Source organism: Methylobacterium sp. HMF5984 (assembly GCF_045033435.1).
Classification (GTDB): domain Bacteria; phylum Pseudomonadota; class Alphaproteobacteria; order Rhizobiales; family Beijerinckiaceae; genus Methylobacterium.
This window is the reverse complement of the sequence record NZ_JBJFLN010000001.1, coordinates 4,626,336-4,651,466: the sequence shown is the minus strand read 5'-3', so window position 1 is coordinate 4,651,466 and position 25,131 is coordinate 4,626,336. Positions and strand designations below refer to the sequence as shown.

Below are 25,131 nucleotides of genomic sequence, written 5' to 3'. Positions count from 1 at the left end.
CGCGAGGGGTCAGTCCGCTTCGGCGAGCATCGCGAGGCGCTTCGGCCCGGCGATGGCGAGGTCCGTCAGACCGGTCGGGTAGTCGCCGGTGAAGCAATGGTCGGTGTATTGCGGGCAGGCCTCGATCCGCTCCGCCTCGCCCATCGCCCGGTAGAGCCCCGGGATCGTGAGGAAGGCCAGCGAATCCGCGCCGATGTAGCGGCGCATGCCTTCGAGGTCGTGGGTGGCGGCGAGCAGCTTCTCGCGCTCCGGCGTGTCGATGCCGTAGAAGTCGGGATAGGTGATCGGCGGGCTCGCGATGCGGAAGTGCACCTCCGCCGCGCCGGCCTCGCGCATCATCCGCACGATCTTCACCGAGGTGGTGCCGCGCACCAGGCTGTCGTCGACCAGCACGATGCGCTTACCCTCGATCGCTGCCCGGTTGGCCGAATGCTTCATCCGCACGCCGAGCTCGCGCACCGACTGGGTCGGCTGGATGAAGGTGCGGCCGACATAGTGGTTGCGGATGATTCCCATCTCGAACGGGATGCCGGTCTGCTGTGCGAAGCCGAGCGCGGCCGGCACGCCGGAATCGGGCACCGGCACCACCACGTCGGCCGGCACCGCGGCCTCGCGGGCCAGCTCGACGCCGATGTTCTTGCGCACGGCGTAGACGCTCTTGCCGTTCACCACCGAATCCGGCCGGGCGAAGTAGATGTACTCGAAGATGCACGGCCGCATCGGCACCTTGTCGGCGAAGCGGATCGACTCGATGCCGTCCTCCGAGATCACCACGACCTCGCCGTTTTCGACGTCGCGCACGAACTTCGCGCCGATGATGTCGAGCGCGCAGGTCTCCGAGGCCAGCATGTAGCGGCCGTCGAGCTCGCCGAGCACCAGCGGGCGGATGCCGAGCGGGTCGCGGGCGCCGATCAGCTTCTTGTTCGTGAGCGCGACGATGGCGTAGGCGCCCTGGATCGCCTGCAGCGCGTCGATGAAGCGCTCGACGATCCGCGGCTTTCGCGAGCGCGCGGCCAGGTGCAGGATCACCTCCGTGTCGGAGGTCGACTGGGTGATCGCGCCGTCGCGCACGAGATCGCGTCGGATCGAGAGCGCGTTGGTGAGGTTGCCGTTATGCGCCACCGCCAGGCCGCCGCCGGCCAGCTCGGCGAAGAGCGGCTGGACGTTGCGCAGGATGGTGCCGCCGGTGGTCGAGTAGCGCACGTGGCCGATCGCGGCGCGGCCCTTCAGCCGGGCGATCGTGCCGCCGTCCGAGAACGAGTCGCCGACGAGGCCGGGGCGCCGCTCGGAATGGAAGACCTCGCCGTCGAAGGCGACGATGCCCGCCGCCTCCTGGCCGCGGTGCTGCAGGGCGTGCAGCCCGAGCGCCACGATCGCCGAGGCGTCGGGATGCCCGAAGATGCCGAAGACGCCGCATTCCTCGCGGAGCGTATCGCCGTCGGTCTCGGGGTCGAACACGGAATCCACGGTTGCGGCGCGGTGTGACATGGCCTGAGGTCGATCCCTGGTTGCCGTCCGCCCGCAAGCTGCCCGGACCGCGTCCGCGCGGCCGGCCCCGCGGCGCCGTCGTCAAGGCGTTATCTGAGGCCTCGCGGCATCGCAACCAAGCCGGATCGAACGCAGGTCAGGGTCACCGCGGCAACATATGCCGAGCCGGCCTTCCTTCCCGGCCGAGCGGCGCCCTCAGCGCCGCGGCGCGGGCACGGCCGGCGTGGTCTGGCGCGGGGGCACCTCGGTCTCGGCCGGTGCATCCACAGGTTCGTTCTGCGGGGTGTCGACCTTCGGCTTCTTGAACTGCTTCAGGAAGCCTTCCGGGTTCTCCGGCAGCTGCGCCACCAGCGCGTCGCCGGACTTCTCCAGCATCGGCCGGGTGCGCGCCTCGGCGGCCCAGGTCGGCACCTTGCCCTGCACCAGCCAGGACAGGAACACCCAGCCGATCACGCAGATCAGGAAGCCGCGGGCGGCGCCGAACAGGAAGCCGAGGGAGCGGTCGATCGCGCCGATGCGCGAATCGAGCACCACGTCGGAGATCTTCACCGTGATGATCGAGACGACGATCAGCGTGCCGAGGAAGATCGCCGCGATCGAGGCGACGAGGGCGACGGTGTCGCTGGTCACGTGCTGCTTAACCGTCGGCAGCAGCATCGGATAGAGCGACCACGCCACCGCGGCGGCGGCGACCCAGGCGATGATCGCCAGCACCTCCCGCGTGACGCCGCGGACGGCCGCCAGCAGGGCGGACACCACGACGATGCCGAGCACCACGAGATCGAGGACGGAAAACGGCATCTGCGGGTTCGGATCGGATGGGGAGATGCCACGACGAAAGCGATGCGGTCTGCGGCTCCCCTGGACCGCGGGCGCCTTATATCGCGGTCAAACTCGGTCGTCACCCTCGGTGGCGACTGCCGGCCGCCGGAACCCGCCGGTTGCAGACGGGCTTTCACCGCCCTTCCCAAGCCGCCGGCGCGGCACAGGTCGTCCTGAGAACCGCGCTCAGCCGGTCGCCTAATCCGCATCCTCGTCGTGGGCCGCATGGCGGCGCTTGCCCGAGGCGACCCGGCGCGGCCCGTTCGCGGCGATGCCGGCCACGAGGTCGGCGATGTGGCGCAGCGACTCCGTGGCGAGCGCGCGGTCGGTGGTCTCGCCGCGCCCTTGCGGCGTCATCGCCTTGGCGAAGCCGAGCTTCTGCGCCTCCTTGAGGCGCGCGCCGGCCTGCGCCACCGGCCGGATCGCGCCGGACAGGCCGATCTCGCCGAAATACACGGTCTCCGGCGGCAGCACCGCGCCCGACAGCGACGAGACCAGGGCGGCGGCCACCGCCAGATCCGCCGCGGGCTCGGAGATGCGCAGGCCGCCCGCGACGTTGAGATAGACGTCGTGCGTGCCCAGGCGGATGCCGCCATGGGCTTCGAGCACCGCGAGCACCATCGAGAGCCGGTTCGGGTCCCAGCCGACCACGGCCCGGCGCGGCATGCCGAGCGACGAGGGCGCGACCAGCGCTTGGATCTCCACCAGCAGGGGCCGCGTGCCCTCCATGCCGGCGAAGACCGCGGTGCCGGCGGCCTGGTGGTCGCGTCCCGCCAGGAACAGCGCCGAGGGGTTCGGCACCTCGGCCAGCCCCATGTCGGTCATCTCGAACACGCCGATCTCGTCGGTCGGCCCGAAGCGGTTCTTCACCGCCCGCAGGATGCGAAAATGGTGGCCCTGGTCGCCCTCGAACGAGGCCACCGCGTCGACCATGTGCTCGACCACCCGCGGGCCGGCGATCTGCCCGTCCTTGGTGACGTGGCCGACGAGGATCACCGCCGTGCCCGTGGTCTTGGCGAAGCGGATCAGGGACTGGGCGGAGGAGCGCACCTGCGTGACCGTGCCGGGCGCCGATTCGACGGTCTCGGTCCACATGGTCTGGATCGAATCGATGATCGCCAGCGCCGGCGGGCGTCCCTGAGACAGGGTCTCGACGATGTCCTCGACGTTGGTCTCGGCCGCCAGCTCCACCGGGTGGCCCGACAGCCCGAGGCGCTCGGCGCGCAGGCGCACCTGCCCCACCGCCTCCTCGCCGGAGATGTAGGCGACGCGCTCGCCGGTCTTCGCCATCGCGGCCGAGGCCTGCATCAGCAGGGTCGACTTGCCGATGCCGGGATCGCCGCCGAGCAGGATCACCGAGCCGCGCACGAATCCGCCGCCGGTGACGCGGTCGAGCTCGCCGATGCCGGAGGGGATGCGCGGCGCTTCCCGCGCCTCGCCGGTCAGGCCCTCGAGGGGGAACACCCGCCCGCGGGCCCGGCCGGGCCGGGTCGCGGCCGGGCCCGATTGCGGCCCGGAGCCCCCGGGCGTCTCCTCGACGATCGTGTTCCAGCCATTGCAGGCCTCGCAGCGCCCGCGCCAGCGGTTGTAGACCGCGCCGCAGGCCTGGCAGATGAAGGTCTGGTGGATCTTTGCCATGCGCTCGCAGCGGGTTCGGGGCCGGACCCGCTCGGGGCGGACGGCGTCACGCCCCGATATACGTGCGAACGTAACGAGAACCCAGCCCCGTCAGGATCTCGTAGCCGATCGTGCCGGCGGCGCGTCCCACCGTGTCGACGTCCAGCCCATCGCCGATCAGCGTGGCGACGGTGCCGCGCCGGGCGTCCGCCGCCTCGGTGACGTCGAGGATGATCAGGTCCATGGAGACGAGGCCGAGGATCGGGCAGGGGATGCCGGCGACGAGCGCGTGGCCGTGCCCGCTCGCGGCCCGGGGATAGCCGTCGGCGTAGCCGAGCGACAGGGTCGCGAGGCGCCGGGGCGCGGGCGCGGTCCAGCGCCCGTTGTAGCCGGCCTGCGCGCCGGCGGCGACGTGCCGGATCTGCAGGATCGTCGCCTCCAGCCGCACCACCGGCCGCATCGGGTTGGCGTCGCGGTAGGGGGTCGGATCGCCGCCGAACAGGGCGTAGCCGGGCCGCAGCAGGTCGTGGTGCGTCGCCCCGTCGAGGAAGATGCCCGACGAGTTGGCGAGCGAGCCGGGAATGCCGGGAAACGCCGCCCGCACCGTCGCGAAGTCGGCGATCTGCCGAGCGTTGACCGCCTCGTCGGGCAGCTCGGCGCTGACGAGGTGGCTCATCACGAGGTCGATGCCGGCGGCCCCGATCCGTGGATCGCCGGCAAGCGCCAGCGCCTCCGGGACGGCGAGCCCGAGACGGTTCATGCCGGTGTCGACGTGGAGCGCGGCCGCATGCATCCCGCGCGAGGCCGCCGCCCAGTCCGACACCTCGTCGACCGAGCCGAGGACGGGGCGCAGGTCCATCGCCAGATAGGCCGGGGCGGAGCCAGGCGAGAGCCCGTTCAGGACGTAGATCGCGGCCTCGGGCAGCGCGCCCCGCACGCGTGCGGCCTCGCCGAGATGCGCGACGAAGAACGTGCGGCAGCCCGCCGCCCAGAGCGCCCGGGCGACCGGCTCGGCGCCGCAGCCATAGGCGTCGGCCTTCACCACCGCGGCGCAGGCGCGGCCCGGTGCCTCCGCCGAGAGGCGGCGCCAGTTCTCCGCGATGGCGTCGAGATCGACGATGAGGCGGGCGCCGTGCCCGATGGCGTCGGTCGCGACGGTGCTGTCTCGGGAAATCGTCGGGCTCCGATGTTCCGCCGCGCGTGCGTCGCCGTCCGCGCAGCCTGACGGGTCAGGGCATGCCATTACCGCGCCAGCGGCCGGAAGGCACGAGGCCTGCAACGCAAGACCTGCAACACGGGGCTTGCGGCGCGCGCAGCCTTCCGAGGAGACAGCCAATGGCGTTCGCCTGCACGATCCCGGCGATTCCCACCGTCCAGCAGGACGACGCGACGCTTCGCATCACCCGCTGGGATTTCGCCCCCGGCGCCGTGACCGGATGGCACGAGCATGGCTGGCCCTACTTCGTGGTGATGCTGGTGGCCGGAACGCTCCGGGTCCATGACGGCGAGCAGGTCGGCGTGACCGCGCTCGCCGCGGGGCAGGCCTACAGCCGCCCGGCGGGCATCCGCCACGACGTGATGAACGGCTCGGACCACCCGATCGCCTTCGTCGAGATCGAGGTGAAGCAGCCCGGCGCGCTGGTGACGCTCTAGCGTGGGCGCCTAGCCCGCCTCCGGCTCGGGCGGCCAGGCGATCGCGCCGGTCATGATCGCCTCGTGAAAATAGGGGCAGGCATCGGGAAACACCGTTTCGTCGAGGCCGGTCTCGCCCGCGGCCTCGATCCGGGCGTCGTCGTAGGCTTCCCGGATGGCACCGGACAGGCGGCTCTTGAGGCCGGGGTTGCGTTCGAGAAGCTTCACTGCGGCCCGGCGCCCGGTCCGAATCGACAGCGCCCAGCTTCGCGTCCGCTTCTCGGGCTGAAAATCCCATGTCAGCAGACGGATCAGCGTGCTGCGGAGCACGCTTTCCAGACGGTCGTAGATCTCGGTGCCCGAGTCCTCGATCTCCTCCGCCAGGTTGAGTGCGTCGAGGGACGAGAACTGTCCGCGCCGGAAACGCTCGGTCTGCGCGAAGGCCCATGCGTAGACGTCGCGGAGAATAGGGGTCGGGGCGGTCGCGGATGTCGGCCGCGGCAGCGAGACGCCGCGCGAGCGGTTCGGCCTACGATGCCGCAGGCGCGCCCGCGATCCGCGCCGCGAGATAGGCCTCGGCCGGCGTTCCGTCCGGCCCCACGTCGGCGACCCGCGGCAGGACGGCCGCGAGGGTGATCGCCTCGCCGGCCGCCACGAGGGCGCCCGCGACCTCGAACACGCCGCGATGGAGCGGATGGGTCCAATCCTCATCGCGGAGGATCTGGGCCATCACTCCGTAGGTGGCAGGGTCGGCGAGGATCAGCCCGACGAGGCCGCGCTCGGCCTCGAACACGTCGTTCAGGGTGATCGTCTCGCGGGGCCGAGCCTGCTTCGCCAGCGCCATGGGGCGTCTCCGATCGGGCGGAGCGCGCACCCTATCACATCTGCTCGGGCAGCCGGTCGCTCTGCGCGAGGTTCGAGAACCGGGTGATGTTGGCGTCGAACTGCAGCTCCACCGTGCCGGTCGGGCCGTGGCGCTGCTTGCCGAGGATCACCTCGGCCTTGCCGTGGACGCGGTTCATCTCCGCCTCCCAGGCGAAGAACTCCTCCGTGCCCTCGCGGGGCTTCTTGTTGTTGACGTAGTATTCCTCGCGGAACACGAACATCACCACGTCGGCGTCCTGCTCGATCGAGCCCGATTCGCGCAGGTCCGAGAGCTGCGGGCGCTTGTCGTCGCGGTTCTCGACCTGACGCGACAGCTGCGACAGGGCGATGATCGGAACCGAGAGCTCCTTGGCCAGCGCCTTCATGCCGGTGGTAATCTCGGTCATCTCCTGCACGCGGTTGTCCGAGCGCTTGCCCGAGCCCGCCAGCAGCTGGAGGTAGTCGACGATCAGCACGTCGAGGCCCTTCTGGCGCTTGAGGCGCCGGGCGCGGGCGGCGAGCTGCGCGATCGAGATGCCGCCCGATTGGTCGATGTAGAACGGGATCGTCTGCATGTCGCGGGCGGCGTCGGTGATCTTGTAGAAGTCCTCCGGCCGGATGTCGCCGCGGCGGATCTTGTAGGAGGGCACGCCCGACTGCTCGGCGATGATGCGGGTGGCGAGCTGCTCGGCCGACATCTCGAGCGAGAAGAACCCGACGATGCCGCCGTTCTTGGTCTTGATCGTGCCGTCGGCCTGCTTCTCGCCCTGGTAGGCCTTCGCGATGTTGAAGGCGATGTTTGTGACGAGCGAGGTCTTGCCCATGGCCGGGCGGCCGGCGAGGATGATCAGATCCGAGGATTGCAGGCCGCCCATCTTGGCGTCGAGGTCGGAGAGCCCCGTGGCCAGCCCCGAGAGCTTGCCCTCGCGCTGATACGCCTTGGCCGCCATGTCGACGGCGGCGGTGAGCGCGTCCGAGAACTTCTGGAAGCCGCCGCTGTACTTGCCGGCCTCGGCGAGCTCGTAGAGCCGGCGCTCGGTGTCCTCGATCTGGTCGCGCGGGGCCTGCTCGACCGGGGCCTCGTAGGCGCCGTTGACGAGGTCCTCGCCGATGGTGATCAGCCGGCGGCGGATCGCGAGGTCGTAGATCGTGCGGCCATACTCGCCGGCGTTGATGACGGTGGTGGCGTCGGCCGCCAGCCGCGCGAGGTACTGCATCACCGTCTGGCCGCCGAAGTCGGCGTCGCCGAGATAGGTCTTCAGGGTGATCGGGGTCGCGAGCTTGCCCGCCTTGATCAGCGAGGTCGCCACCTGGAAGATCTGCTGGTGGGCGTCCTCCATGAAGTGCTCGGGCAGCAGGAAGTCCGAGACGCGGTAGTAGGCGTCGTTGTTCACCAGCATCGCGCCGAGCAGCGCCTGCTCCGCGTCGATGTTGTGCGGCGCGACGCGGTACTCCGCCTGCACGGCTTCGAGCTTGGCCGCTAGGGCATTGGGCAGGGCCATCGGCGGTCGCTCCGAATCGATGCGGGCCGGGCCGGCGCCGCATCCCAGACATGATCCGACGACCATGGCACCAGTCGGGTTGACCGATGCTTAGCCGCCGGCGTCCGCGTCACCGTGCCCGGAACGCGAGGACGCCCGCCCCTCGGTGCGAGGAACGGGCGCCCATCTTGGAACAAACGAGGAACGCGTCAACCCTCCCGAGCCGCCTTCCCCGCTGTCACCGCCATTCACAGCCCGCCCCTCCCGCGTGGGGAGGGGGGGCAGGGCGATGCGATCAGCCGCGGTCGTCGGCGCCTTCGCCGGCCTCGGCCAGCGCCATGCCGACCTCCAGGCCGAGGTCGTCGAGGTTGAACGCCTCGCGCTCGGTGACCGACTCACCGCGGGCCTGACGCTCGGCCTCTTCCGGGCTGCGGGCGACGTTGACGGTGACCTTCACGTCGACCTCGGGGTGGAGCACCACCGGGATCACGTGCAGGCCGAGCGTCTTGATCGGCTGGTTCAGGGTGAACTGGCCGCGCTCGACGGTGAAGCCCTCCTTGGTCACGACCTCGGCGAGGTCGCGGGTCGAGACCGAGCCGTAGAGCACGCCCGACTCGCCCGACTGGCGGATGAGCACGAAGGTCTGGCCGTCGAGCTTCTCGGCGACCGCCTCGGCGTCCTTCTTGCGGTCGAGGTTCTTCGCCTCGAGCTGCGCGCGCTGGGTCTCGAAGTGCTTCTTGTTGCCTTCCGTCGCGCGCAGCGCCTTGCCGCGGGCGAGGAGGAAGTTGCGGGCGAAGCCCGGCTTGACGTTCACGGTCTCGCCCATCTGGCCGAGCTTGGCGACGCGCTCCAGCAGGATCACTTCCATGGTCTTCGTCCTTCTTCAGGTAAGGCCGCCGATGAGGGCCGGCCGGGGTCTCAAGGGGTCGCGCCGTCGGGGCGTCGGCGCCGGTTGAGCGCGGTGTCGGCGAGGCCGAACAGGGTGAGCACGATCAGGGCGATGCCCTGCGTGAAGAACAGGATCAGGTAGAGACCGAACAGCATCATGCCGCGCGCCGGCCGGCCGCGGCTGCGGTCGTGGAAGGCGGCGAGCCCCTGCAGCGCGAAGACCGCGCTCACCGAGCCGACCAGGGCCGTGCCGAGCACGCCCGCGTAGCCCGGCGCGAAGGCGAGGATCACGGCGAGGCCGAGCAGCCCGAGCATGGCGCGCGGCATCACGGTCGACGGGATGTCCGGCCAGGGCCGTGGCAGGCGACCCGAGAGCTGGACGATGCGGGCGGAGGCCCAGAGGTAGAAGGTCAGGAGCAGGGCGAGCCCGTTGGCGGCGAAAGCGGGCACGGTGCGCGCCAGCGCATCGACCAGGTCGTCATGCGCCTCGGATCCCGCAGGCGTGGCATCGGCCGCGTCGCTGGGCTTTTCGGGGGGCGCCGGCTTTTCGCCGACGGGCTTGTCAGCGACGGGCTCGCCGGCGTCCGGGCGGGCGGCATCGGGCTTGGCCGGCGCGCTCGGCAGGCCACGCATCTGGGCGCGGACGATGGTGCCGGCTAGGCTCTTCAGCTGTCCCTCGAACGCCTCGTGGCTCGGCGCGGACAGGACGGCGATGGCGATGAAGGCCAGCGCCGCGGTCGCGCCGGTCCAGCCGAGGAGGCGGCCTGTCGGATACCATTCGAGGCTGCCGTCGGCGTTCGGCCGGCCGAGCAGGGCGAGATAGGCGAGCCACCACGCCGGCACGGCGAGGTAGGCGGCGAATCCGAGGCCGAGATAGGGGGAGACGACGAGGGCGAGCGCGAGGCTGCCGGAAGCCGCCGCCGCGAGCGCGGCGCGGGAATTCCAGCCGAGTCCCACGATGAGGATCGGCAGGGGCGCCAAGAGGTAGAGGACGATCGCGAGCGGGGTGGCCTTCAGCAGCATCCCGAACAGGAGTGCAGAGACGAGGCCCGCGCCGATGCCGATGCCGAGGTTCTGAACCATGAGATCCGCTGTCCCGCCGCCGCGCAGGAGTGCGGGCGGGGTTAGAGGCGAGGCGCCCCAACGATCGGGCGGCGGAGACCGTCGCCCGAAGGATGGTGGCCGACCCTGGCGGACCAGGGCCAGCAGGTTTCCGAAGAGCCTACTTGATGACGTAGGGGAGCAGGCCGAGGAAGCGCGAGCGCTTGATCGCCTGGGCGAGCTCGCGCTGCTTCTTGGCCGAGACCGCGGTGATGCGGGACGGAACGATCTTGCCGCGCTCCGAGACGTAACGGGACAGCAGCTTCACGTCCTTGTAGTCGATCTTCGGCGCGTTGGCGCCGGAGAAGGGGCAGGTCTTGCGACGACGGAAGAACGGACGACGGCCACCGCCGCCGGCGGCTCCACCAGCACTTGCACCGAATGCCATGGCTTAGTTCTCCCCGCCGAAGTTGCGCTCGGGCCGGTCGCCGCGGTCGCCACGATCCCCACGGTCGCGGTCGCCGCCGAAGCCGCCGCCACCACCGAAGCCCTCGTCGTCGCGACGACGGCCGCGCTCGCGATCCTTGCGGTCGTCGCGGTCGCGCTTCTGCATCATCGCGGACGGCTCGTGCTCGAGCTCCTCCACGCGGATGGTCATGAAGCGCAGCACGTCTTCCGAGATCTGCATCTGGCGCTCCATCTCGGCCATGGCGGCCGGGGGGGCGTCGATGTTGAGCAGGGTAAAGTGCGCCTTGCGGTTCTTCTTGATCCGGTAGGCGAGGGACTTGACGCCCCACATCTCGATCTTCTCGAAACGTCCGCCGTTCTGTTCGATGACGCCCTTGTAGGTCTCGATCATCGTCTCGACCTGCTGGGACGTCACGTCCTGGCGTGCCAGGAATACGTGCTCGTAGAGAGGCATTACGGGCCCTTCAGCTTGAATGAGGCCCGGACATGCAGATGCACGATGAGTTCCGGGCCGGTTCGGTTCGCGAGATCGCCCGGCGCCAAGCCCTCCGAGCCGTTTCAACGGGCCCGAGCGGTTGATCGAAGGCGGAGACACGGGACGACGGCTCGTTCGATCGTCGCCAGGCGACGCGGAAAAAAGCCTGTGCCGCGAACGGCACCGTCCGTTCAGCCCCCAGCCGGAGCGAACGCGAGTGGCGGCGGATAGTCGGTTTCGGGGAAAATCGCAAGGCTGAATCGCAAGGCTGCATCGCACGGCCGGGCACGTCGGGCCGTCCCGTCGCCTGCGTGCCGGCGATCGAACGCCGCGACGCGCTTCCGGAGGGCGGCGACGATTTCCGTTCCCCGGAAAGCGCAACGGGACCAGGCCCCTGGGCGCGGCTCGCACGCACCGAGAGGTCGGCCGCGCGAAGTTTCTCCGAACCATCCCCGGGCCGCGACGTTCCTCCTCCCACACCGACCACACGAAGGATCCGTCCCATGCGTAAGACACTCATCTCCGCCACGGCGCTCGTGCTCGCACTCTCGGGTGCGGCGTTCGCGCAGTCCGCGACCGGCAACATGAACAATCCCGGCAGCGTGAGGAGCCCGTCCGAGAAGACGATGGAGAAGGGCGGCACGATGCGGGGCGACATGCCGGCCACAACCGGCACCGCTCCGGGCGCCGCCAACGCGATGCCGGCCGGCCGCGAGGACGGCGCCCGCACGGTTCCGGGCAACGCCGGCGCCAACCCGGTCCGCTGAGCACCAACGACGGACGAGCTTTCGGGCTTCGTCGAAGGGAGGCCGGGCCGTCGTGCCCGGCCTTTCCGCGTTCGAGGGCCCTTCGCAGGAGGCCGCGACCATCCGACCCGCGCCGCGTCGCCTTCGAAACAGCACGGGTCGGGCGATTTCTCGCGGCGGCGAGGCGCCAGGGCGGCCCGATCTGGGCTAAGCACGACGCGATCACCTCGAAGCCACGCGAAAAGATCGGCGCATGTCGGCACATCCTCTCCGCCTCGGCGTGAACATCGACCACGTCGCCACCGTCCGGAACGCCCGCGGCGGCAGCTATCCCGACCCGGTGCGGGCGGCGCTGCTGGCGGTGGAGGCCGGTGCCGACGGGATCACGGCCCACCTGCGCGAGGACCGGCGGCACATCCGCGACGCCGACATGGCCGCGCTCGCCCGGACGCTGACCGTGCCGCTCAACTTCGAGATGGCGGCGACCGACGAGATGGTGGCGCTCGCCCGCACGCTGAAGCCGCATGCCGCCTGCCTCGTCCCCGAGAAGCGCGAGGAGCGCACCACGGAGGGCGGCCTCGACATCGTCGGCGGGCGCGATCACCTCGCGCCTCGCATCCGCGCGCTGGCCGAGGCCGGCATCCGGGTGTCGCTGTTCGTCGAGCCGGACGCGGCGGTGATGGAGGCGGCCCACGCGCTCGACGCGCCGATCGTGGAGCTTCATACCGGCAGCTACTGCGAGGCCGCGGTCGCGGGCGATGCGGCCGCGACCGCGCACGAGCTCGCCCGGATCGTCCGTGCCGCCGAGCACGGGCAGGGGCTCGGGCTGGAGATCCATGCCGGCCACGGGCTGACCACCGACAGCGTCGGGCCGATCGCGCGGATCCCGGAGATCCGCGAGCTCAACATCGGCCACGCGCTCATCGCCGACGCGATCTTCGTCGGGCTGCCCCGGGCGATCCGCGACATGCGCGCGGCGATGGAGGCGGCCCGGGCGGGGAGCCGGGGCCGATGATCCTCGGGATCGGCTCCGACCTTTGCGACATCCGCCGGATCGAGCGCTCGCTCGCGCGCTTCGGCGAGCGCTTCACGCACCGGGTGTTCACCGACGGCGAGCGGGCCCGGTGCGACCGCAAGGCGGCCCGCGCGCCGTCCTACGCAAGGCGCTTCGCCGCCAAGGAGGCCTGCGCCAAGGCGCTCGGCACCGGCCTCGCGCACGGGGTGTTCTGGCGCGACATGGAGGTCATGAACCTGCCCGGCGGGCAGCCGACGCTGCATCTCACCGGCGGAGCCCTGGACCGGCTGGCCGCGATGCTGCCGGCCGGGCACGCGGCGCGGTTGCACGTCACCCTCACCGACGACCCGCCGATGGCACAAGCTTTCGTGATCATCGAGGCCGTGCCGGAGGGCACCGGGCGGGGTTGACGCCACCTCCCGCCGCGTTGCGGGGGAACCCGGCTTGGTCTAGACCGCCGCGACGCAACGGACACGGTGGGGCGCCGCGGGCAGCGCCCGCGCGGGCCGTCGGCCTCGTCCCAGACGGATCGACAGATGGAACGCGCGCGCTTGGATCGGGACGGCAAACACGAGGTCCGGGCGCAACCGGGGACCTGGGCCAGCATCCGCGAGACCCTGAAGGTCGGGATCCAGGCGCTGCTCATCGCGCTGGTCGTGCGCACGCTGCTGTTCCAGCCGTTCAACATCCCCTCGGGATCGCTGATCCCGACGCTGCTGATCGGCGACTACCTGTTCGTGTCGAAATATTCCTACGGCTACTCGAAGTACTCGCTGCCCTTGAGCGAATACCTGCCGACGAAGGCGGAGGGGCGCATCTGGGCCGCCGAGCCGAAGCGCGGCGACATCGCGGTGTTCAAGCTGCCCAAGGACAACGCTACCGACTACATCAAGCGGGTGATCGGCCTGCCCGGCGACAAGATCCAGATGATCGACGGCGTGCTCAACATCAACGGCAAGCCGGTCAAGCGCGAGCGCATCGCCGATTACGAGACCATCGATCCGTACGGCCAGGCGACCAAGGTGCCGCAGTACAACGAGACGCTGCCGAACGGCGTCGTGCACCACACGATCGAGCGCGACGGCGACAACGGGTTCTGGGACAAGACCGAGCTCTACACCGTGCCGCCGGGGCACTTCTTCATGATGGGCGACAACCGCGACAACTCCACCGACTCGCGCGACCTCGCCAACGTCGGCTACGTCCCGTTCGAGAACTTCGTCGGCCGCGCCGAGATGATCTTCTTCTCGATCGACGAGGGCACGCCCGCCTGGCAGATCTGGAACTGGCCGGCCCACGTGCGCTGGGGCCGCCTGTTCTCGACGATCCACTGACCCCCGCCTTGCCCGACGAGGCGCGCCCCTCCGCCCGCGCACGGCGCATCACCCGCCCGAAGCCCGACCTGTCGGTGCTGGAGGCGCGCATCGGCCACAGCTTCGCCGATCCGTCGCTGCTCGCCCGCGCGGTGACGCATGTGAGCAAGGCGGCGGGCCGCGCCGGCAGCTATCAGCGCCTCGAATTCCTCGGCGACCGCGTCCTCGGCCTCGCCATCGCCGACCGGCTCTACGCCGCCTTTCCGCAGGCCGACGAGGGCGACCTCTCGCGCCGGCTGGCGGGGCTGGTCCGGCGCGAGACCTGCGCCGCCGTCGCCACCGCCTGGGACGTCGGCCCGCACCTCGTCCTCGGGCAGGGCGAGGTCCTGGGCGGCGGCCGCCGCAACCAGACCATCCTGGCCGACGTCTGCGAGGCGATCCTCGGCGCGGTCTACATGGATGCCGGCTACGAGGCCGCCCGGGCGCTGATCGAATCCGCCTTCCGCCCGGCCGAGCCGACCGGCGCGCCGCGCGGCCGCGACGCGAAGTCGGCGCTGCAGGAATGGGCGATGGGCCGCGGCCTCGCGATTCCGGCCTACGACGTCGTCGAGCGCTCCGGCCCCGACCACGCGCCGCATTTCCGCATCGCCGCCCGTGTCGAAGGGCTCGAGCCGGGGGTCGGCGAGGGGCCGTCGAAGCGCCTCGCCGAGCAGGACGCCGCCCGCACCGTGCTGGCGCGCGAGGGCATCGGCGACGGCGCCGGCCCGGGCGGAGACGGGGCAGGGCGGGATGCCGGCCAGGGGGCCGGCGAGCGGCCGAGCGAGGACCGGACATGAGCGCGATGCCCCACGACGAACCCGAGGACGGCCCGCGGGACGAATTCGAGGCGGTGCCGGAGCGCGCCCCCCCGAGCCTGCTGCCGGGCACCCCGGCCGATGCCAAGGCCGGCTTCGTCGCGCTGATCGGCGTGCCGAACGCCGGCAAGTCGACGCTCCTGAACAGCCTCGTCGGCACCAAGGTCTCGATCGTCTCGCGCAAGGTCCAGACCACGCGGGCGCTGGTGCGCGGCATCCTGATCGAGGGCTCGGCCCAGGTGGTGCTGGTCGATACTCCCGGCATCTTCCAGCCCAAGCGCCGGCTCGACCGGGCGATGGTCCACTCCGCCTGGAGCGGGGCGGCCGACGCCGACGCGGTCTGCCTGCTGGTCGACGCGCGCAAGGGGATCGACGAGGAGCTGGAGACGATCCTGGCGCGCCTGCCGGACGTGCGCCGCCACAAGATCCTGATCCTCAACAAGATCGACCTGATCCTGCGCGAGAAGCTGCTCGCGCTCGCCGAGGACTTGAACAAGCGCATCCCGTTCGCCGACACCTTCATGATCTCGGCGCTGAACGGCGACGGCATCGCCACGCTGAAGCAGGCGCTCGCCAAGCTGATGCCCTCCGGCCCCTGGCTCTACCCGGAGGACCAGGTCTCGGACGCCCCCATCCGCATGCTCGCCTCCGAGATCACGCGCGAAAAGCTCTACGATCGGCTGCACGAGGAGCTGCCCTACCGCTCCACCGTCGAGACCGACCAGTGGCAGGTGCGCAAGGACGGCTCGGTGCGGATCGAGCAGACCATCTTCGTCGAGCGCGAGAGCCAGCGCTCGATCGTGCTCGGCAAGGACGGCCAGACCATCAAGGCGATCGGCACGGCGGCCCGCCGCGAGATCGCCGAGGTCGCCGAGACCACGGTCCACCTGTTCCTGCACGTGAAGGTGCGCGAGAACTGGGCCGACGACCCGGCCCGCTACCGCGAGATGGGCCTGGAATTCCCGCGCGGCTGATCCGTTTCGGTTTCCGGCTTCTCGAATCGCGCGAAACCGCGTGTTGATGCGCCGGGCTCCCCGTGCCGATCCGGCCGCCCCCCGAACCGCTCGCGCGGGGTCGCCCAAGGCGCGGCGTTTCCCCATCCTCCAAGGCCGCTTCGGCGGCCCGGTCCCGAAATTCCCGTCACCCATGCCCGAAACCGCCATCTCCGACGCCGTCTACGGCCTGCCGCCGGCCGAGCTCGCCGAGGTTCCGCCGGATGCCGTCCAGCTCTCGCCCCTCGTTCCCGGGTCCGCCCGGCTGGAGGATTGCGCGGATGCGAGCCTCGCGCAGGTTCGGATGCTGGCGCCGCCCGGCACCGTGGAACGCCGCTTCGTGCTGGCGCAGGCGCTGCGGGCGCTGCGGCCCGGCGGCGAGCTCCTGGCGATGGCCCCGAAGGATCGGGGCGGCGCGCGGCTGGCGCGCGAGCTGACGGATCTCGGCTGCACCAGCGCCGAGGAGGCCCGTCGCCATCACCGGATCTGCCGCGTCGTCCGGCCCGAGGGCGACCTGCCGCTGGCCGCCGCGCTCGAGGAGGGGGCGCCGCGCCACATCGACAACCTTTCCTTGTGCACGCAGCCCGGCATCTTCTCGTGGGACCGGCTCGATCCCGGCAGCGCGCTTCTGCTCGCGACCCTGCCGGCGCTGAAGGGCGGCGGCGCCGATTTCGGCTGCGGCCTCGGCATCCTGGCGCGCGCGGTGCTGGCCTCGCCCGCCGTCACCGCGCTGACGCTGATCGACATCGACCGCCGCGCCGTCGAGATGGCGCGCCGCAACGTCGGCGACCCGCGCAGCACCATCCGCTGGGCCGACATCCGCGCGGCGGATCCCGGCCTGACGCGCCTCGACTTCGTGGTGACCAACCCGCCGTTCCACGACGGCGGCGCCGAGGACCAGAAGCTCGGGCAGGTCTTCATCCGCCGTGCCGCGGAGGCCTTGCGCCCCGGCGGCAGCCTGTGGCTGACGGCCAACGCGCACCTGCCCTACGAGCGCGTGCTCGCCGAGGCCTTCAAGGCCGTGACGGTGAAGGCGTCCGCCCACGGCTACAAGGTGTTCGAGGCGCGCAAATGAGCGCCAAGGCCCCGACCGCCCGGCTCGACAAGCTGCTGGCCAACCTCGGCTACGGCTCGCGCCGCGAGATCGCCGCCCTGGCGCGGGCCGGACGCATCGTTCTGGACGGCGCGGCCCTCGCCGACGCGGACGCCCGCATCGCCGTGACGCCGGACCTGCCCACGCGTCTGGCCGTCGACGGCGCGGGCATCGACCCGCCCCCCGGCCTCGCGCTGATGCTGCACAAGCCGCTCGGCGTCACCTGCTCGCACAAGGAGGCCGGCCCGCTGGTCTACGGGCTCCTGCCCGAGCGCTGGCGCCGCCGCGACCCGGCGCTCTCCACCGTCGGCCGCCTCGACAAGGAGACCTCGGGCCTGTTGCTGCTCACCGACGACGGTGCGCTGCTGCATCGGATCATCGCGCCCAAGGCCAACGTGGCCAAGCGCTACCGCGTGACGCTCGACCGCCCGCTGAAGGGCGACGAGGGCGCGATCCTCGCCGCCGGGACCCTGATGCTGGAGGACGACGACAAGCCGCTCCTGCCGGTGGGCTTCTCCGCCGAGGACGCGACGCATGCCACCGTGACCCTGCACGAGGGCCGCTATCATCAGGTCCGCCGCATGTTCGCGGCGATGGGCAACCACGTCACCGCGCTCCATCGCGACCGGATCGGCGGCCTCGCCCTGCCGGCGGACCTGCCGGCGGGGGCGTATCGGGTGATGGACGCGGCGGACGTGGCGAACGTCTTTTCCGCCGCCTGATCCCGGCCTCGAGTCCGCTGCCTGGGGTTTCCGGCGCCCCGGCGATACCGTTGCCCTGGCGGCCAACCTCTGCTAAGGCCCCGCCCATTCCACACGCGGAGCCGGCCCCATGCCTGAATGGGGCGTTTCCGGTGATCGGCCGATCCGTCGGCCGGTCGCTACCTCCGCGGCGGCATAAACCGGAAAGAAAGCGAAAGACTCATGGCCGTCGATTTCACCATGCGCCAGCTCCTCGAGGCCGGCGCCCATTTCGGGCACCAGTCGCACCGCTGGAACCCGAAGATGCAGCCCTACATCTTCGGCACCCGCAACAACATCCACATCATCGACCTCGCCCAGACGGTGCCTGCGCTGCACACCGCGCTGCAGGCGGTGAGCGACACGGTCGCCAAGGGCGGCCGCGTGCTGTTCGTCGGCACCAAGCGCCAGGCGGCCGACACGATCGCCGAGGCCGCCAAGCGTTCGGCCCAGTACTACGTCAACTCCCGCTGGCTCGGCGGCATGCTGACCAACTGGAAGACCATCTCCGGCTCGATCTCGCGCCTGCGCAAGGTCGACGAGACCCTCGACACCGGCGGCCCGGGCCTCACCAAGAAGGAGCGCCTGATGCTGTCCCGTGAGAAGGACAAGCTCGAGAAGGCGCTCGGCGGCATCAAGGACATGGGCGGCGTGCCCGACCTGCTGTTCGTGATCGACACCAACAAGGAGCAGCTCGCGATCAAGGAGGCCCAGCGCCTCGGGATCCCGGTCGCCGCCATCGTCGACACCAACTGCAACCCGGACGGCATCACCTACGTCGTCCCGGCCAACGACGACGCCGGCCGTGCCATCGCGCTCTACTGCGACCTGATCGCCCGCGCCGCCATCGACGGCATCTCGCGCGGCCAGGGCTCGTCGGGCGTCGACCTCGGCGCCTCCGAGGAGCCGATGGCCGAGGAGCTTCCGTCGGACGAGGCCGCCGCCGTCTCGGTGGAGTCGGGGGCCCTCGATCCGGCCGACGTCGCGATGCTCGCCGAGTCGACCGAGCATTTCGAGCTGCTCGCCGCCCCCCGCGGCGCGCCGGACGACCTGTCCAAGCTCCACGGCGCCGGCCCGCAGATCGTGCAGAAGCTCAACGACGCCGGCATCTACCATTACTGGCAGATCGCCGCGATGAGCCCGGAAGACGTCGCCAAGGTCGACGCCGACCTGAAGCTCAACGACCGCTTCGGCCGCGACGGCTGGGTCGCCCAGGCCCGCGGCTTCGTCGAGGCCCAGGCCGCCGCCTGATCGCCCGCCGGGATCGCGGCGGCCCCATCCGGGGCGCCGTGATCCGCACCACCACATTCGGGCCCGGCGTTCACCCCTGGACGTCGGGCTCCTCTCATCTGAGATGACGAAAGGACCGGCCATGGCCAACATCACCGCCGCGATGGTGAAGGAACTCCGCGAGAAGACCGGCGCGGGCATGATGGACTGCAAGGGCGCGCTCAACGAGACGCAGGGCGACCTCGAGGCCGCCGTCGACTGGCTCCGCACCAAGGGCCTCGCCAAGGCCGCCAAGAAGGCCGGCCGCGTCGCCGCCGAGGGCCTCGTCGCCGTGGAGTCCTCCGGACACCACGCCGCTATCGTCGAGGTGAATTCCGAGACCGACTTCGTCGCCCGCAACGACGCCTTCCAGGCCTTCGCCCGCGAAGCCGCCAAGATGGCGCTCGATTCCGACGGCACCCTGGACAGCCTCCAGGCCGCGCACTTCCCCGGCGGCAGCGAGACCGTCTCGGAGAAGCTGCAGAACCTCATCGCCACCATCGGCGAGAACATGAACCTGCGCCGCGTCGCCAAGCTCGACGTGACCAAGGGCGTGATCGCGAGCTACGTCCACGGCCAGATCTCCGAGGGCCTCGGCAAGATCGGCGTGCTGGTCGCGCTCGAGTCGGAGGGCGACGTCGAATACCTGTCGACGCTCGGCCGCCAGATCGCGATGCACGTCGCCGCCACCAACCCGGTGGCGCTCGACGCCTCCGGCGTCGACGCCGCCACGTTGGAGCGCGAGTCGAACATCCTGCGCGAGAAGAACGCCGGCAAGCCCGACCACGTGATGGCGAAGATCGTCGAGAGCGGCCTGAAGAGCTACTACAAGGAGGTCACCCTCCTGGAGCAGCCCTTCGTGCACGACGGCTCGAAGACGATCACCCAGGTGATCAAGGAGGCCGCCGGCAAGGCCGGCGCCCCGGTCGCGCTCACCGGCTTCGTGCGCTACGCGCTCGGCGACGGCATCGAGAAGGAAGAGGGCCCCGACTTCGCCTCCGAAGTCGCCGCCATGTCGCGCTGAGCCAAGTTGCGCTGAGTCATGTCGCGCTGAGCGACATGATAGGTTCTTCCGAGGAGCTCCGGCCGCAAGGCCGGGGCTCCTCGCGTTCCGGCACCCGACGAAGCCGCCGGCGTCTCGCTCAAGCGACGGCCGCGGCGACCATGTCCGGATGCCGGGCGATGACGCGAACGTAGGCGACCGCAAAATCGGGAGGCGTGGTCCGAGCCTGTTCCCAATCGCGCAGGGTTCCGAGCGGGACACGGAACCTGAGGGCGAACGCGGCTTGCGAAAGGCCCAGCGTCGTGCGCGCCATCCGGATCAGCCGGGCCTTCTGCGCCCGATCCAAAGCCGTCGCGGGGACATCGAAATCCTCCGGGTCGATGGTCTCAGAGGCCAGAATCGTAGACTCGTCCTTCACCGGCATTGCTTCGCCTCACAGAGATGAACCGTGGCCGCCCGTTTCGCCAAGTGAACACGGCCGCGTGGAGTTTGCCCTCGACCAGACCAATGGGCTTGAAACGTTCCTCGCCGTCCTGCGGCCGGACGGAGGGAATGATCGGGTGGGCCTCGTCCGCCATGATCCTGTCGCCGAACGCGAGCGACAGGCCGTGCCGTTCGCGGTTGATCGCATCCTTGCCGGGATCGAACGGCTCGCTCATCCCACGAATGATACGGAAATCCCGTATCTTCAACAAGGCGACATCCGAGGCCGGCAGCCGATTTTTCCGAAACGGTCCGCGGAGAGCGGTCTCCGGGGCCTCGACGGTCCCGGGCGGCCTGACGTAGAAGCCCCTCGGTTCTGGATCAGGTTCGGCCGTGTCGCCGGACCCTATGAGGTGGACGATGCCGGAGACGACGCCGTTTCGCCGGGTGCTGGTGAAACTCTCGGGCGAGGCGCTGGCCGCCCCCGACGGGTACTGGCTCCATCCGCCGACGCTGGCGGGCCTCGCCGAGGACATCGCCCGCGCCATTGAGGCCGGGATCGAGGTCGCGCTGGTGGTCGGCGGCGGCAACATGATCCGCGGCGCGCGGATCTCGCAGGCCGGGTTCATCGACAGGGCCACCGGCGACTCGCTCGGCATGATGGCCACGGTGATGAACTCGCTCGCGCTCGAGACCGCGCTCAACGCGGCCGGCGTCCCCGCGCGCACGATGTCGGCGGTGTCGATGCCGACGATCTGCGAGACCTACGCGCGCCAGCCGGCCCTGCACCACCTCGACAAGGGCCAGGTGGTCGTGCTCGCCGGCGGCACCGGCAACCCGTTCTTCACCACCGACACCGCCGCCGTGCTGCGCGCGGCCGAGCTCCGCTGCGACGCGGTCCTGAAGGCGACGCAGGTCGACGGCGTCTACTCGGCCGACCCGAAGACCCATCCTGAGGCGACCCGCTACGACCGCATCACCCACGACGAGGCGATCGCCCGCGACCTCAAGATCATGGACACCGCCGCCTTCGCGCTCGCCCGCGAGAGCCGGCTGTCGATCGTGGTCGGCTCGGTACACCCGCCCTCCTCGATCACTGCGATCCTCACCGGGCATGCGCCCTCGACCCTGGTCGTGCCCTGAGGACGGCGGGCGTCCCCGAGGGGCGTTGCGGTTTGCGGCCTCACGGGATTTCGTTCATTGAGGCGCCGACGCGCTCCGGCCCGGCGGGCCGGCTCGACCGACGAACAGTGAAGACGTTTCGGGAACTCTGAGACAATGGCTACACCGGACTTCGACCTCGCCGACATCAAGCGCCGCATGCAGGGCGCGGTCACGGCGCTCTCCAAGGATCTCGGCTCGCTGCGCACCGGCCGCGCGACGCCGAGCATCCTCGACCCGATCCAGGTCGACGCCTACGGCGCATCGATGCCGATGGCGCAGGTCGCCACCGTGAGCGTGCCCGAGCCGCGCCTGCTGTCGATCTCGGTGTGGGACCGCGGCATGGTCACGGCCGTCGAGAAGGCGATCCGCGAATCCGATCTCGGGCTCAATCCGCAGACGGAAGGCCAGACCATCCGCCTGCGCATCCCCGAGATGAACGAGCAGCGCCGCAAGGAGATGGTCAAGGTCGCGCACAAGTACACCGAGGAGGCCCGCGTCGCGGTCCGCCACGTGCGCCGCGACGGGCTCGACCACCTCAAGAAGCTGCTCAAGGACAGCGCCATCTCCGAGGACGACGAGAAGCGCCAGGCCACGGAAGTGCAGAAGGTCACAGACCAGCACATCGCCGAGGTCGACGGGGTGCTGGCGTCCAAGGAAAAGGAAATCATGCAGGTGTGAGGCGGCCTCGGCCCCGCTCCCGAGGGGAGGGGGCGTGACGGTGCCTGCGCCGACCTGTGAGGAAACGCTAGACCGGGCCGGCTGCCCCGGGGCTGGCGACGTGACGGAGAGGGGACGCGTGGACGGGAAGCACTCTGCGCGCCTTGCATCCGCGCGGACCGACGGTTCGAGGGCGCGGTGATGGCCGCCGACGACAGGGCGGTCGGCGCGCGGAAGAACCCGTTCGCGAACCGCGAGTTCGGCCTGCGCGTGGTCTCCGGGCTCGTGCTGGCGGCGATCGTCGTGGCGGCCCTTGTGCTCGGCGGCTGGGCCTTCGCCGTGATCTGGCTCGCCGCCGGGATCGTCGGAGCCGCCGAATGGATCGGCATGAGCCGGACGACGCCGCGGCGCACGCTGCTGGCCATCGTCGCCGGCACGCTGATCCTGGCGGCGGCATGCTTCGAGGGCGACGCACCGACCTACGCGGTACCGGTGCTCCTGGCGCTCGGCGCTGCGCTCTGCCTGATCGTGGCGGAGGGGGCGGCCGGGCGCCTGCGGGCGCTCGGCGCCCTGTTCGGCGGCGCGGTCGTCGCCCTGGTGCCGGTGGCGCTCCGCGACGCGCCGGCGATCGGCATCCTCGGGCCGGCCTGGATGTTCGCCGTGGTGTGGTCGACCGACGTGGTGGCCTACTTCACCGGCCGGACGCTCGGCGGGCCAAAGCTGATGCCGCGGGTGTCGCCGAAGAAGACATGGTCCGGCGCGCTCGGCGGGCTCGCGGGCGCGGTGGCCGCCGGTCTCGCGGTCGTCGCGCTCGCCCGGGCGCAGGGCTGGAGCCCGCTCGCCGAGACCGGCCTCGTCTGGGTCGGGCTCGCCAGCGCCGTCGCCTCGGTCCTGAGCCAGGGGGGCGACCTCGTCGAATCGGCCCTGAAGCGCCGCTACGGCGTCAAGGATTCCGGCAAGTCCATTCCCGGCCATGGCGGGGTGATGGACCGGCTCGACGGGTTCTTCGCGGTCGCGTTGCTCGCCGGCCTGTACCTGATCCTGCGCCGCCTCGCGGCCTGACGGAGTTTTTCGCCGTGACCCACACCGTCACCATCCTGGGCGCCACGGGCTCGATCGGCCGCTCGACCACCGACCTCCTCGCCCAGCACCCGGATCGCTTCCGGGTGGGCGCGGTGGTCGGCGGCCGCGATGCGGCGGCCCTGGCCAAGGTCGCGCGCGAGACCGGCGCGCGCTTCGCCGCGCTCGCCGATCCGGCCGCCGGCGCGGCGCTCGCCGAGGCGCTGTCGGGCTCCGGCATCCCGTCCGGGGCGGGCGAGGCGGCGGTGCTCGACGCGGTGGCGCAGGAGGCCGACATCGTCGTCGCGGCGATCAGCGGGGCCGCCGGCCTGAAGCCGACCCACGAGGCGCTCCGCCTCGGGCGGCAGGTCGCGCTCGCCAACAAGGAGAGCCTGGTCTGCGCCGGCGACGCCTTCATGCGCGACGCCAAGCGCTACGGCGCGACGATCCTGCCGATGGATTCCGAGCACGACGCGCTCAGCCAGGCGATGGCCGGCCGGCCGCTGGAAGATGTGCGCACCATGATGATCACCGCCTCCGGCGGCCCGTTCCGGACCTGGACGCGCGAGCGCATCGCCGCCGCCTCGCCGGCGGAGGCCGCCGCCCACCCGACCTGGTCGATGGGGATGAAGATCAACATCGATTCCGCCTCCCTGATGAACAAGGGGCTGGAGCTGATCGAGGCGCACCACCTGTTCGGCATCGAGCCGGGCCGCCTCGACGTGGTGGTGCATCCGCAATCGGTGATCCACGGGATGATCTACTGGCTCGACGGCGCCGTCACCGCCGAGCTGGCGCTGCCCGACATGCGCGTGCCGATCTCCCACTGCCTCGGCCTCGGCGACCGCCTGACCATCGCCCGCGGCCGGTCCCTCGACCTCGTGGCTTTGGGCAGCCTCACCTTCGAGGCCGCCGACGAGGCGCGCTTCCCGTGCCTGCGGATCGCCCGCGCGGCGCTCGCCGAGGGCGGCGCGGCGCCGACGGTGATGAACGCGGCCAACGAGATCGCGGTGGCGGCCTTCATCGCCGGCACGATCCCGTTCTACGGCATCGCCGACCTCGTCGAGCGCGCGATCGCGCATTTCGCGGGGATCCACCGCACCGCCCCCGACGGCGTCGAGGAGGCCCTGGCGATCGACGCCGAGGTGCGGGCCTGGAGCACGGCCGCTTTGCCGCGGATGCGCGCGGCCGGCTGAGCGCGACGGATTTCCGATCCGCACCGCGCCTTCCCTTCCCCTTTGAGCGGGGGAGGGAAGGGTGCTCCGAGTCGAGGCCTGGCCGCATCCGCACGTCGTCGGGAGCGAAGGGCGTGCCTCAGCGCCCCGGGCCGTAGCCCGCGAAGAACACCCGCACGGCCTCGCGGATGCGATAGTCGATCTCCTCCCGCGTCACCGGATCGCCGGCGTGGAACAGCAGGCGCGTCAGCAGGCCGGCCTGGCAGAGATGCAGGAAGTGCTTGGCGGCGAGGTTCGTGTCCGCCGCGTTCAGGCGCCCGGCCGCCACCTGCGCGTCGAGGTAGGCGGTGAGCCGCGTCACGCCCATCGCCGGGCCGGCCTCGAAGAAGGCCTGCCCGAAGCGCGGGAACTTCTCGCAGGCGCCGATCACCATGCGGATCACCGCCACGTGCTCGGGCCGCACCATCTCGATGAGGTAGGTGGTGCCGAGCCGCGTCAGCACCGCGGCGACGTCGGGGTCGTCGGCATCCAGCAGGAACAGGGCCTCGGCCAAGCCCCGCTTCTCCTCCAGGGTCAGCGCCTCGAACAGCGCCTCCTTGCTGTCGAAGTAGACGTAGAGCGTGCCCTTCGAGACGCCGGCCGTGCGAGCGATCTCGCCCATGCTCGCGCCGTCGAAGCCCGCGCCCATGAAGACCTGGCGCGCGCCGTCGAGGATCTGGCGGCGCTTGTCGCTCTCGGGCGTGACGGCGTCTCGTTCCAGCGTCGCGGAGGTCGCGGGCATCTTGGCGATCCTGATTGACCGAACCGTTCGGTCAATGATATCTACTGCGTCGGAACGGCGGACGTCAATCG

29 protein-coding genes are annotated in these 25,131 nt (G+C 71.0%); 15 read left to right on the top strand and 14 right to left on the bottom strand.

The genetic code is table 11. The features are described from left to right. Window positions 1-9: 9 nt before the first annotated feature. From purF to alr, 4 genes are all read right to left on the bottom strand, one after another. Window positions 10-1,488, bottom strand: coding sequence for an amidophosphoribosyltransferase (gene purF / locus ACFZ8E_RS22480; RefSeq protein ID WP_405043822.1), 1,479 nt, complete (start codon window positions 1,486-1,488; stop codon window positions 10-12). Between the two features lie 195 nt (window positions 1,489-1,683). Then, on the bottom strand, window positions 1,684-2,289 hold the full coding sequence (locus ACFZ8E_RS22475; protein WP_147841975.1) for a CvpA family protein: 606 nt from the start codon (window positions 2,287-2,289) through the stop codon (window positions 1,684-1,686). 219 nt (window positions 2,290-2,508) lie between these two features. Then, window positions 2,509-3,948 carry a DNA repair protein RadA gene (gene radA / locus ACFZ8E_RS22470; RefSeq protein WP_147725726.1) on the bottom strand — a complete coding sequence of 480 codons (1,440 nt, stop codon included), beginning with the start codon at window positions 3,946-3,948 and terminating at the stop codon, window positions 2,509-2,511. A gap of 46 nt (window positions 3,949-3,994) precedes the next feature. Continuing rightward, entirely contained in the window at window positions 3,995-5,170 is a 1,176-nt protein-coding gene (alr, locus tag ACFZ8E_RS22465) for an alanine racemase (protein ID WP_405043821.1), read from the bottom strand. Window positions 5,171-5,262: 92 nt separating this feature from the next. Between alr and ACFZ8E_RS22460 the strand changes: the two genes are divergently transcribed. Next, the gene (locus ACFZ8E_RS22460) at window positions 5,263-5,580 is read left to right on the top strand and encodes a cupin domain-containing protein (RefSeq protein ID WP_405043820.1); all 318 of its coding nucleotides are present in this window, start codon (window positions 5,263-5,265) and stop codon (window positions 5,578-5,580) included. A gap of 9 nt (window positions 5,581-5,589) precedes the next feature. On the opposite strand, the gene ACFZ8E_RS22455 is transcribed toward ACFZ8E_RS22460, so the two are convergent. From ACFZ8E_RS22455 to rpsF, 7 genes are all read right to left on the bottom strand, one after another. Further along, entirely contained in the window at window positions 5,590-6,027 is a 438-nt protein-coding gene (locus tag ACFZ8E_RS22455) for a DUF29 domain-containing protein (protein WP_405044434.1), read from the bottom strand. A 61-nt stretch (window positions 6,028-6,088) separates the two neighbouring features. After that, complete coding sequence (locus tag ACFZ8E_RS22450) at window positions 6,089-6,403, bottom strand: DnaB-like helicase N-terminal domain-containing protein (protein ID WP_405043818.1); 315 nt, start codon at window positions 6,401-6,403, stop codon at window positions 6,089-6,091. 34 nt (window positions 6,404-6,437) lie between these two features. After that, window positions 6,438-7,925: a replicative DNA helicase gene (locus tag ACFZ8E_RS22445; protein ID WP_147725730.1), complete on the bottom strand. Its 1,488-nt coding sequence runs from the start codon at window positions 7,923-7,925 to the stop codon at window positions 6,438-6,440. Window positions 7,926-8,199: 274 nt separating this feature from the next. Beyond that, the gene (gene rplI / locus ACFZ8E_RS22440) at window positions 8,200-8,772 is read right to left on the bottom strand and encodes a 50S ribosomal protein L9 (RefSeq protein ID WP_147725731.1); all 573 of its coding nucleotides are present in this window, start codon (window positions 8,770-8,772) and stop codon (window positions 8,200-8,202) included. A 50-nt stretch (window positions 8,773-8,822) separates the two neighbouring features. After that, a complete protein-coding gene (locus ACFZ8E_RS22435; protein ID WP_243935830.1) occupies window positions 8,823-9,875 on the bottom strand; it encodes a hypothetical protein in 1,053 nt (350 codons plus the stop codon). 139 nt (window positions 9,876-10,014) lie between these two features. After that, a complete protein-coding gene (gene rpsR, locus ACFZ8E_RS22430; protein ID WP_147725733.1) occupies window positions 10,015-10,281 on the bottom strand; it encodes a 30S ribosomal protein S18 in 267 nt (88 codons plus the stop codon). A gap of 3 nt (window positions 10,282-10,284) precedes the next feature. Next, window positions 10,285-10,755, bottom strand: coding sequence for a 30S ribosomal protein S6 (rpsF, locus tag ACFZ8E_RS22425; RefSeq protein ID WP_147725734.1), 471 nt, complete (start codon window positions 10,753-10,755; stop codon window positions 10,285-10,287). A 524-nt stretch (window positions 10,756-11,279) separates the two neighbouring features. Between rpsF and ACFZ8E_RS22420 the strand changes: the two genes are divergently transcribed. The 10 genes from ACFZ8E_RS22420 (at window position 11,280) to tsf (ending at window position 19,822) form a co-directional block, all read left to right on the top strand. Next, window positions 11,280-11,543 carry a hypothetical protein gene (locus tag ACFZ8E_RS22420; protein ID WP_405043817.1) on the top strand — a complete coding sequence of 88 codons (264 nt, stop codon included), beginning with the start codon at window positions 11,280-11,282 and terminating at the stop codon, window positions 11,541-11,543. Between the two features lie 232 nt (window positions 11,544-11,775). Then, the gene (locus tag ACFZ8E_RS22415; protein ID WP_243945622.1) at window positions 11,776-12,537 is read left to right on the top strand and encodes a pyridoxine 5'-phosphate synthase; all 762 of its coding nucleotides are present in this window, start codon (window positions 11,776-11,778) and stop codon (window positions 12,535-12,537) included. Next, on the top strand, window positions 12,534-12,947 hold the full coding sequence (acpS, locus tag ACFZ8E_RS22410) for a holo-ACP synthase (RefSeq protein ID WP_405043816.1): 414 nt from the start codon (window positions 12,534-12,536) through the stop codon (window positions 12,945-12,947). Before ACFZ8E_RS22415 ends, acpS begins: the two co-directional genes overlap by 4 nt. A 126-nt stretch (window positions 12,948-13,073) precedes the next feature. Continuing rightward, the gene (gene lepB, locus ACFZ8E_RS22405; RefSeq protein WP_243932310.1) at window positions 13,074-13,871 is read left to right on the top strand and encodes a signal peptidase I; all 798 of its coding nucleotides are present in this window, start codon (window positions 13,074-13,076) and stop codon (window positions 13,869-13,871) included. Between the two features lie 8 nt (window positions 13,872-13,879). Next, window positions 13,880-14,686: a ribonuclease III gene (gene rnc, locus ACFZ8E_RS22400; RefSeq protein ID WP_147841982.1), complete on the top strand. Its 807-nt coding sequence runs from the start codon at window positions 13,880-13,882 to the stop codon at window positions 14,684-14,686. Further along, complete coding sequence (gene era / locus ACFZ8E_RS22395) at window positions 14,683-15,678, top strand: GTPase Era (protein WP_147841983.1); 996 nt, start codon at window positions 14,683-14,685, stop codon at window positions 15,676-15,678. The genes rnc and era overlap by 4 nt, the downstream gene beginning before the upstream one ends. A 172-nt stretch (window positions 15,679-15,850) precedes the next feature. Then, window positions 15,851-16,771 carry a class I SAM-dependent methyltransferase gene (locus ACFZ8E_RS22390; protein ID WP_147727748.1) on the top strand — a complete coding sequence of 307 codons (921 nt, stop codon included), beginning with the start codon at window positions 15,851-15,853 and terminating at the stop codon, window positions 16,769-16,771. Next, window positions 16,768-17,511, top strand: a complete 744-nt coding sequence (locus ACFZ8E_RS22385; RefSeq protein ID WP_243932311.1) for a pseudouridine synthase — start codon at window positions 16,768-16,770, stop codon at window positions 17,509-17,511. Before ACFZ8E_RS22390 ends, ACFZ8E_RS22385 begins: the two co-directional genes overlap by 4 nt. 201 nt (window positions 17,512-17,712) lie before the next feature. Next, a complete protein-coding gene (locus tag ACFZ8E_RS22380; RefSeq protein ID WP_147727746.1) occupies window positions 17,713-18,780 on the top strand; it encodes a 30S ribosomal protein S2 in 1,068 nt (355 codons plus the stop codon). A gap of 121 nt (window positions 18,781-18,901) precedes the next feature. Further along, window positions 18,902-19,822, top strand: coding sequence for a translation elongation factor Ts (gene tsf, locus ACFZ8E_RS22375; protein ID WP_147727745.1), 921 nt, complete (start codon window positions 18,902-18,904; stop codon window positions 19,820-19,822). A 118-nt stretch (window positions 19,823-19,940) separates the two neighbouring features. Here tsf and ACFZ8E_RS22370 read toward each other — a convergent pair whose 3' ends face one another. After that, window positions 19,941-20,225 (bottom strand): helix-turn-helix domain-containing protein, encoded by a 285-nt coding sequence (locus tag ACFZ8E_RS22370; RefSeq protein ID WP_405043815.1) that lies wholly within the window; start codon window positions 20,223-20,225, stop codon window positions 19,941-19,943. Then, on the bottom strand, window positions 20,188-20,460 hold the full coding sequence (locus tag ACFZ8E_RS22365; protein WP_405043814.1) for a BrnT family toxin: 273 nt from the start codon (window positions 20,458-20,460) through the stop codon (window positions 20,188-20,190). The genes ACFZ8E_RS22370 and ACFZ8E_RS22365 overlap by 38 nt, the downstream gene beginning before the upstream one ends. A 184-nt stretch (window positions 20,461-20,644) precedes the next feature. Here ACFZ8E_RS22365 and pyrH point away from each other — a divergent pair, with 184 nt between their 5' ends. From pyrH to dxr, 4 genes are all read left to right on the top strand, one after another. Then, window positions 20,645-21,367 (top strand): UMP kinase, encoded by a 723-nt coding sequence (gene pyrH, locus ACFZ8E_RS22360; RefSeq protein WP_147841986.1) that lies wholly within the window; start codon window positions 20,645-20,647, stop codon window positions 21,365-21,367. Window positions 21,368-21,502: 135 nt separating this feature from the next. Beyond that, window positions 21,503-22,066 carry a ribosome recycling factor gene (frr, locus tag ACFZ8E_RS22355; RefSeq protein ID WP_147727743.1) on the top strand — a complete coding sequence of 188 codons (564 nt, stop codon included), beginning with the start codon at window positions 21,503-21,505 and terminating at the stop codon, window positions 22,064-22,066. 180 nt (window positions 22,067-22,246) lie between these two features. Then, window positions 22,247-23,107: a phosphatidate cytidylyltransferase gene (locus tag ACFZ8E_RS22350; protein ID WP_405043813.1), complete on the top strand. Its 861-nt coding sequence runs from the start codon at window positions 22,247-22,249 to the stop codon at window positions 23,105-23,107. A gap of 14 nt (window positions 23,108-23,121) precedes the next feature. Next, on the top strand, window positions 23,122-24,300 hold the full coding sequence (gene dxr / locus ACFZ8E_RS22345; RefSeq protein WP_243947562.1) for a 1-deoxy-D-xylulose-5-phosphate reductoisomerase: 1,179 nt from the start codon (window positions 23,122-23,124) through the stop codon (window positions 24,298-24,300). A gap of 118 nt (window positions 24,301-24,418) precedes the next feature. Here the strand turns inward: dxr and ACFZ8E_RS22340 are convergent, their stop codons facing one another. Further along, window positions 24,419-25,060 carry a TetR/AcrR family transcriptional regulator gene (locus ACFZ8E_RS22340; RefSeq protein WP_243932315.1) on the bottom strand — a complete coding sequence of 214 codons (642 nt, stop codon included), beginning with the start codon at window positions 25,058-25,060 and terminating at the stop codon, window positions 24,419-24,421. Window positions 25,061-25,131 lie beyond the last annotated feature (71 nt).

Bases quoted from the DNA above. Each gene is read 5' to 3' on its own strand.
- purF (WP_405043822.1), bottom strand. From the start codon at position 1,488: ATGTCACACCGCGCCGCAACCGTGGATTCCGTGTTCGACCCCGAGACC.
- ACFZ8E_RS22475 (WP_147841975.1), bottom strand. From the start codon at position 2,289: ATGCCGTTTTCCGTCCTCGATCTCGTGGTGCTCGGCATCGTCGTGGTG.
- radA (WP_147725726.1), bottom strand. From the start codon at position 3,948: ATGGCAAAGATCCACCAGACCTTCATCTGCCAGGCCTGCGGCGCGGTC.
- alr (WP_405043821.1), bottom strand. From the start codon at position 5,170: ATGGCATGCCCTGACCCGTCAGGCTGCGCGGACGGCGACGCACGCGCG.
- ACFZ8E_RS22460 (WP_405043820.1), top strand. From the start codon at position 5,263: ATGGCGTTCGCCTGCACGATCCCGGCGATTCCCACCGTCCAGCAGGAC.
- ACFZ8E_RS22450 (WP_405043818.1), bottom strand. From the start codon at position 6,403: ATGGCGCTGGCGAAGCAGGCTCGGCCCCGCGAGACGATCACCCTGAAC.
- ACFZ8E_RS22445 (WP_147725730.1), bottom strand. From the start codon at position 7,925: ATGGCCCTGCCCAATGCCCTAGCGGCCAAGCTCGAAGCCGTGCAGGCG.
- rplI (WP_147725731.1), bottom strand. From the start codon at position 8,772: ATGGAAGTGATCCTGCTGGAGCGCGTCGCCAAGCTCGGCCAGATGGGC.
- ACFZ8E_RS22435 (WP_243935830.1), bottom strand. From the start codon at position 9,875: ATGGTTCAGAACCTCGGCATCGGCATCGGCGCGGGCCTCGTCTCTGCA.
- rpsR (WP_147725733.1), bottom strand. From the start codon at position 10,281: ATGGCATTCGGTGCAAGTGCTGGTGGAGCCGCCGGCGGCGGTGGCCGT.
- rpsF (WP_147725734.1), bottom strand. From the start codon at position 10,755: ATGCCTCTCTACGAGCACGTATTCCTGGCACGCCAGGACGTGACGTCC.
- ACFZ8E_RS22420 (WP_405043817.1), top strand. From the start codon at position 11,280: ATGCGTAAGACACTCATCTCCGCCACGGCGCTCGTGCTCGCACTCTCG.
- ACFZ8E_RS22415 (WP_243945622.1), top strand. From the start codon at position 11,776: ATGTCGGCACATCCTCTCCGCCTCGGCGTGAACATCGACCACGTCGCC.
- acpS (WP_405043816.1), top strand. From the start codon at position 12,534: ATGATCCTCGGGATCGGCTCCGACCTTTGCGACATCCGCCGGATCGAG.
- lepB (WP_243932310.1), top strand. From the start codon at position 13,074: ATGGAACGCGCGCGCTTGGATCGGGACGGCAAACACGAGGTCCGGGCG.
- era (WP_147841983.1), top strand. From the start codon at position 14,683: ATGAGCGCGATGCCCCACGACGAACCCGAGGACGGCCCGCGGGACGAA.
- ACFZ8E_RS22390 (WP_147727748.1), top strand. From the start codon at position 15,851: ATGCCCGAAACCGCCATCTCCGACGCCGTCTACGGCCTGCCGCCGGCC.
- ACFZ8E_RS22385 (WP_243932311.1), top strand. From the start codon at position 16,768: ATGAGCGCCAAGGCCCCGACCGCCCGGCTCGACAAGCTGCTGGCCAAC.
- ACFZ8E_RS22380 (WP_147727746.1), top strand. From the start codon at position 17,713: ATGGCCGTCGATTTCACCATGCGCCAGCTCCTCGAGGCCGGCGCCCAT.
- tsf (WP_147727745.1), top strand. From the start codon at position 18,902: ATGGCCAACATCACCGCCGCGATGGTGAAGGAACTCCGCGAGAAGACC.
- ACFZ8E_RS22370 (WP_405043815.1), bottom strand. From the start codon at position 20,225: ATGCCGGTGAAGGACGAGTCTACGATTCTGGCCTCTGAGACCATCGAC.
- ACFZ8E_RS22365 (WP_405043814.1), bottom strand. From the start codon at position 20,460: ATGAGCGAGCCGTTCGATCCCGGCAAGGATGCGATCAACCGCGAACGG.
- pyrH (WP_147841986.1), top strand. From the start codon at position 20,645: ATGCCGGAGACGACGCCGTTTCGCCGGGTGCTGGTGAAACTCTCGGGC.
- frr (WP_147727743.1), top strand. From the start codon at position 21,503: ATGGCTACACCGGACTTCGACCTCGCCGACATCAAGCGCCGCATGCAG.
- ACFZ8E_RS22350 (WP_405043813.1), top strand. From the start codon at position 22,247: ATGGCCGCCGACGACAGGGCGGTCGGCGCGCGGAAGAACCCGTTCGCG.
- ACFZ8E_RS22340 (WP_243932315.1), bottom strand. From the start codon at position 25,060: ATGCCCGCGACCTCCGCGACGCTGGAACGAGACGCCGTCACGCCCGAG.